Source organism: Atribacter sp. (assembly GCF_035418125.1).
Taxonomy (GTDB): domain Bacteria; phylum Atribacterota; class Atribacteria; order Atribacterales; family Atribacteraceae; genus Atribacter; species Atribacter allofermentans.
This window is the reverse complement of sequence record NZ_DAOLQM010000186.1, coordinates 1-4,378: the sequence shown is the minus strand read 5'-3', so window position 1 is coordinate 4,378 and position 4,378 is coordinate 1. Positions and strand designations below refer to the sequence as shown.

The 4,378-nt window shown below is 37.3% G+C and carries 3 protein-coding genes; all 3 read left to right on the top strand.

The features are described from left to right. The first annotated feature begins 82 nt into the window (after positions 1-82). Positions 83-640 carry a 6-phospho-3-hexuloisomerase gene (gene hxlB, locus PLK24_RS08815; protein ID WP_324478283.1) on the top strand — a complete coding sequence of 186 codons (558 nt, stop codon included), beginning with the start codon at positions 83-85 and terminating at the stop codon, positions 638-640. Between the two features lie 442 nt (positions 641-1,082). Next, positions 1,083-3,275 carry a bifunctional alpha,alpha-trehalose-phosphate synthase (UDP-forming)/trehalose-phosphatase gene (locus PLK24_RS08810; RefSeq protein ID WP_324478281.1) on the top strand — a complete coding sequence of 731 codons (2,193 nt, stop codon included), beginning with the start codon at positions 1,083-1,085 and terminating at the stop codon, positions 3,273-3,275. After that, on the top strand, positions 3,272-4,378 hold a 1,107-nt coding region (locus PLK24_RS08805), incomplete at its 3' end, for a glycosyltransferase (RefSeq protein ID WP_324478279.1). The genes PLK24_RS08810 and PLK24_RS08805, both read left to right, overlap by 4 nt.

Sequence of the window (4,378 nt, the reverse complement as noted above, 5' to 3'; positions counted from 1 at the left end):
TCTATTTTAAAACACCAAGATAAATATTTTGAAGGTTTTAGATTTTACATAATAACTAAGAAAATTAAAAGGGGTGAAAAAGATGAAAATTCGAGAATTAGCTGCAACGGTTGTCAATGAGTTGAGACAGGTTTTTGAGAGATTAGATGAGGATGAAGTGGAAAAGTTAACCCAAGCCATTGTTGATGCCAAACGGGTTTTTTTGGTTGGTGGGGGGAGAGAAGGATTATCTCTGAAAGCTTTTGCAATGAGATTGACCCATCTCGGAAAAATTGCTCACTGGATATGGGATGATACCACTCCGGCAATTGGTGAAGGAGATTTATTGGTTGCCACTTCTGGAGGCGGAAATGTTCCCCATATTCATCATATTGTTGTGGAATCAAAGAAAGCAGGAGCCAAAATAGCCATTGTGACTGGAAACCCCAGTCGTGAAACTCCTAAGCTGGCAGATCTTATTCTAATGGTCCCAGCTTCAGTTTATCGAGGAGGACTCAATACCGTTCCTTCCATTCAGCCTATGGGTTGTCTCTTTGAGCAATCCCTATATATTGTTTTTGACTTAATGGTCCTCATCCTTGCTGACAAAATGAAAGTTAGCCGAGAAGACATGGAAAAACGCCATCGAAATGTTGAATAGAAAGTAAAAGTTGAGTAGTAAGTGAACAGCGCCTTATAGAATGACAACGGGCGTTATAGGGGCTTGATTTATCAAGCCCCTATCAAAGATTTTTACACCTCATTATCATTTTTTATCATTTCTCATTTTTCCTATCCTCTGGTGGGAGAGTATGAAGGTGAGAGGGGGTCTTATTTTTCAAATAATTCAATTTATGGTATATTTAAATTTATGATAATAATATTAAAGAATAATCAAAGTGATTCTTTTTATGTGAACATGAAAAGGCAGTTTTTACGGAGTTTATATGCTTATCTTTTTTATTAAGCTTACGAAATAAAAGATTCTCATTCTTCTTAATTCTAACTCCATCAACCCTGATTCATTTCTAAACACAGCAATTACTACCCAACCCAAAATAATTTATTCAATCAAAAAGACTTTTATGAAAGGGAGATAGAACATGCCTCGATTAGTCATTATTTCTAATCGGTTACCGATTAGTATTCAAAAAAAACCTGGAAGTGGTATTGAATATCAAAGGAGTGCTGGAGGGCTAGCCACTGGGCTCGGTTCTTTTTACAAAAATTTTGAAAGCCTATGGATAGGCTGGCCGGGCATAGTGCGCGAAGGTTTAAAATCAGAAGAGACCAAACTGGTAAAGGATACTTTAAAAGAAGAAAAATGCTATCCCGTCTTTATGGGAAGAAAAGATATTGATCGATATTACAATGGATTCTGTAATCGAACTATTTGGCCTTTATTCCATTACTTTCCCACTTATGTAAAGTATGACAATGAATACTGGGAAACCTATAAAAAAGTCAACAGAATATTTTTCGATACCGTTGCGGAAGTCCTTCAGCCAGATGATATGGTCTGGATTCATGATTATCAATTGATGCTTCTTCCTAACCTGATACGTGAAATGTATCCCGAAATAGCTATAGGCTTTTTTCTTCATATTCCATTCCCTTCTTATGAAATGTTTCGCTTGCTTCCTTGGAGAAATGAAATCTTAATAGGTCTTCTCGGATCCAACTTAATTGGTTTTCATACCTATGACTATGCTCGGCATTTTCAATCCAGTGTTCGGCAATTATTGGGATTGGATTCTTTGTTAGGACAAATCAATGTGAATGGAAGAATTGTAAAGGTAGATGCCTTTCCCATGGGCATTGATTATCATTTTTACTCACAAGCGTATAAAAATTATGAAATTATTAATGAAAGTGAAAAATTGAAAGAAAAATTTGGTAACCGTAAAATTGTCATCTCGGTTGACCGGTTGGATTATACCAAGGGAATAATAAATCGACTAAAAGCCATAGATCTATTTTTAGAAAAAAATCCTGAATATGGAAAGAAATTCACTTTTGTACTGGTAGTGGTTCCTTCACGAATCGGAACCAAGAATTACTTTCTTTTAAAAAAGCAAGTCGATGAAATGGTGGGATATATAAACGGAAAATACGGTTCTATTGACTGGATACCGATTTGGTATCTCTACCGCCAACTGCCGCTCATGAATCTCACTGCTCTTTATAATATCGCCGACGTCGCGTTGGTGACGCCATTGCGAGATGGTATGAACCTTGTTGCTAAGGAATATTTAGCAACGAAAGCCGAGAGAAAAGGGGTTTTAATTTTAAGTGAGATGGCCGGAGCGGCTCGAGAATTAGGAGAAGCCATCATTGTCAATCCCAATGATGTAGAAGCTATTGTTGAAGCAATAAAAAAAGCTTTCTTACTTTCTGAAGAAGAGCAGATTGAGATGAATCGAACTATGAACCACCGTTTATCGCGGTATACGATTGAAAAATGGGCGAAAGAATTTTTGGATAATTTAATCAAGGCGAGAGATACACAATTAGAATATTCGACAAAAAAACTGACTAAAACCATTCGAAATCGTATTCAGAATGATTATGTTACTGCTCACCACCGTCTGTTGTTGTTGGATTATGATGGAACACTGGTTTCTTTTGCTGATGCTCCTCGAAAAGCCAAACCCGACGAAAAGCTCCTTACTTTGTTGGAAAAGTTGACTAACGACGAGAGGAATCAGGTGGTGATAATTAGCGGTAGAAAGAAAGATACTTTAGAATCCTGGTTTGATTTATCCCGATTGATATTGGTCGCTGAACATGGTGCCTGGATTAAGAACGTTTCAGCTGATTGGCAAACTATTGAACCTTTATCGAACCAATGGAAAGAGCAGATACGTCCGCTCATAGAACATTATGTCGATTGGACACCCGGTTCGTTTTTAGAAGAAAAAGATTTTTCATTGGTATGGCATTATCGAAAAGCCGACCCAAACTTAGCTGATGTCCGGACCAAAGAACTGGAAAATGCTCTGCTTGATTTAATTGCCAATCTTAATTTGGGAGTTTTGAGAGGAAATAAAATCATTGAGGTTAAAAATGTATCCATCAACAAAGGTCGGATAGCGAGTCAATTATTAAACGATTATCCAACTGATTTTATTTTAGCCGTTGGTGATGATTATACCGATGAAGATATCTTCTCGGTGTTACCAGAAACTGCTCATACAATAAAAGTGGGGATTGGTTCAACTCATGCCCACTATAGTATACAAAGTCCGGGAGATGTTCGACAGCTCCTATTGGAATTAACGGAGGTGACTCAATGAAAAGATTAGACGACTACCAAGAAATAGTCGGAGATGAGGTTATATTTCGGATTCATAATAAAATGACGAAATTATATGGGAAACATATTGTTCACGTTAACTCGACCTACCAGGGTGGAGGGGTAGCCGAAATGCTCTCTTCGCTGGTGCCCTTAATGAATGATATTGGTCTCGACGCTGGTTGGAGAATCTTGCACGGGAATCCGGATTTTTTTGGAATCACTAAGAAATTTCACAATGCACTGCAAGGAGACCCTCTCCATTTTACTCATATTAAGAGGGATTTATATGTTAAAAACAACGAAGACTTTTCGCAATTTACCCATCTTGACCATGATGCTTGCATTATTCACGATCCCCAACCATTGCCCTTAATTCGTTTTTATAAAAAAAGACAACCATGGATTTGGCGGTGCCATATTGATCTGACCGATCCCAATCAACGGCTCTGGAATTTCTTAAAGAGTTTTATATTAAAATATGACCTGGTAATTATTTCGAATGAAAAATATCTCAGAAAAGATCTTCCAGTTAGGCAAATTATCATTCCACCAGCCATTGATCCTCTGTCACCAAAAAATAAACCACTTACCGAATATACGATTCAAAAAACCATGAAAAAATTCAGAGTTCCTCTCAATAAACCGATCCTTACTCAGATTTCTCGTTTTGATAAATGGAAAGATCCCGAAGGAGTCATTGATATTTATCGAGAAGTTCGAAAAGCAATAGATTGTCGATTGGTTTTGTGTGGGAGTATGGCCAGTGATGATCCCGAAGGATATAAAATTTATTCAAAAATTTTAAAAAAGCATACCGATCTTATTAAAAAGCGAGATTTAATACTGCTTACCACCGAAAATAGTATTCTAGTTAACGCCTTACAGAGACAAGCGAATGTGGTCATTCAAAAATCAACTCGCGAAGGTTTTGGACTGACTGTTACCGAAGCTCTTTGGAAAGGAAAACCGGTAATTGCTTCCAATATTGGAGGTATACCTTTACAGATTCAAGACGGAGAAAGTGGTTTTCTCATCGATCCTCAAGACAAAAAAGGAACTGTCGAGAAAGTCATTTCTCTCCTTAAAAACCCTGAAATGGGA